The organism is Nitrospira sp. BLG_2 (assembly GCF_049222245.1).
The window spans coordinates 1-1,695 of sequence record NZ_JBLYIG010000036.1 but is presented as its reverse complement, the minus strand read 5'-3'; the positions used below and the strand labels follow the sequence as shown (position 1 = coordinate 1,695).

Sequence of the window (1,695 nt, the reverse complement as noted above, 5' to 3'; positions counted from 1 at the left end):
GATCTTGTCGATCTTGTGCAGAAGATGAAGGCCGTTGAAATAGTGACAAGGAAACCGGAGTTCGATCCTTTGATCATCGGCTTCAAACGGGCGCATCGGTTGGTTGAAAAGGAACAGTGGGAGCGCCAGCCGATCGATGTGGGGAAGTTCCAGCATCCGTCAGAATCGGCGCTTCACCAGGCGGTCGCCGTAGGGCGAGGTACGATGGGTTCAGCCTTGGAGATTGGTGATTATGGCAAGGTGCTGGATGCCTTGGTAGGGTTCAAGGTGGTCATTGATGATTTTTTTGCAGCGGTGATGGTGAACGCAGAAGATAAAGCCATCCGCAGTAATCGGTTGTCGTTGCTTAAAGAAGTCGACGAGTTGTTCATGTCATTCGCGGATTTTTCGCAAATTATGGTACAAGGGCGGTAGGTCGAAGCGGACGAAAAACAGACGGTCTTCTGCGAGGACCGGACACAACGGGAGTGGTCATGGATCAGCCGATGACGGACGAATGCCGTCGGGCGGACAAGATCCGACGATTTTCTCTCGCAGTCTCGCTGGTCCTGATGGTGCTCTGTAATGCCATTCTTCTCGGTGGATTCGCGCTCAGCGGCATCAATCTGGACGACCTGGTCAAGACACCGGATTTCTTCAACGTCAAGCAGGATGTCTGTCTTCGGCTCGCGTGGCGGTCGGTGCCCGGAGCGAATGAACCGGTTCAACTCTGTTCGGAATGGCTCAATCTCTCCGATCCGAGCGGCAAGACCCATTATCTCCAGTCCGACACGAAGCTCAAGAAGGGGCTCGACGGTCGGTACTATGTCGATCAAGGTGTTCAGGCGGACTATCGATTATTGATGCTGATGCTGTTTGTCACCGCTATTATTATCGGTGGTGTATGGACGAAGTGGTTCTTGGTGAACCGCTATCGGCTCCGTCTGGAATCAACTGACAGTCGTCGCGCGTCGCCCGCTCATTGATACGCAAGGAGGCTCCGGAGAACTCGGGTGATATCGGCCATATGGTCGGTACGGTGTTAACGGCGGATAACTTCAGGATGCTCAAAAAGGCTGTCCGGCAAGGCCAGAGCGAGCGAAGGGGCGAGGCGTACACTTCGGTACGTTGAGCCGCTGAGCGACGCGAGAACGCCGCTGGCGGACGTTTTCAGCATCCTGCGAGAAGGAGAAGTCACGTGGCAAAGAAATACGTCTACTATTTCGGTGATGGCAAAGCCGAGGGCACGTCGAACATGAAGGAGCTGCTCGGCGGAAAGGGCGCGGGTCTGGCTGAGATGACCAATCTGGGTATCTCGGTCCCACCCGGGTTTACGATTTCTACGGAAGCCTGCGTTGAATACTACAAAATCGGCAAGAAGTATCCGCCCGGTATGTGGGATGCCACCTTGCAGGCCCTCAAACGTGTGGAACGCTCGATGGGGATGGGCTTCGGGAATCCTGAGCGGCCGCTGCTCGTTTCGGTCCGATCCGGGGCTCGTGCCTCGATGCCGGGCATGATGGATACGGTGTTGAACGTGGGACTGACGACCAAGACGGTCGAGGGCCTTGCGGCTAAGACTCGCAACGATCGCTTTGCGCAGGACAGCTATCGACGATTTGTGTCGATGTTCGGCAGTATTGTGATGGGTGTGCCGCGTGAGCATTTCGAAGCGATCCTCAAGCACAAGAAGACAGAAGTCGGTGTCGCGCATGA

At 55.4% G+C, this 1,695-nt stretch carries 3 protein-coding genes; all 3 read left to right on the top strand.

Translation table 11 applies throughout. From position 1 onward, the window contains the following. On the top strand, window positions 1-414 hold a 414-nt coding region (locus ACOSYY_RS01040; protein WP_421660382.1), incomplete at its 5' end, for a DALR anticodon-binding domain-containing protein. Window positions 415-485: 71 nt separating this feature from the next. Then, complete coding sequence (locus ACOSYY_RS01035; RefSeq protein WP_421660381.1) at window positions 486-965, top strand: hypothetical protein; 480 nt, start codon at window positions 486-488, stop codon at window positions 963-965. A gap of 212 nt (window positions 966-1,177) precedes the next feature. Beyond that, on the top strand, window positions 1,178-1,695 hold a 518-nt coding region (locus ACOSYY_RS01030; RefSeq protein WP_421660380.1), incomplete at its 3' end, for a PEP/pyruvate-binding domain-containing protein.

Coding starts and splice junctions, on each gene's coding strand:
- ACOSYY_RS01035 (WP_421660381.1), top strand. CDS start 486: ATGACGGACGAATGCCGTCGGGCGGACAAGATCCGACGATTTTCTCTC.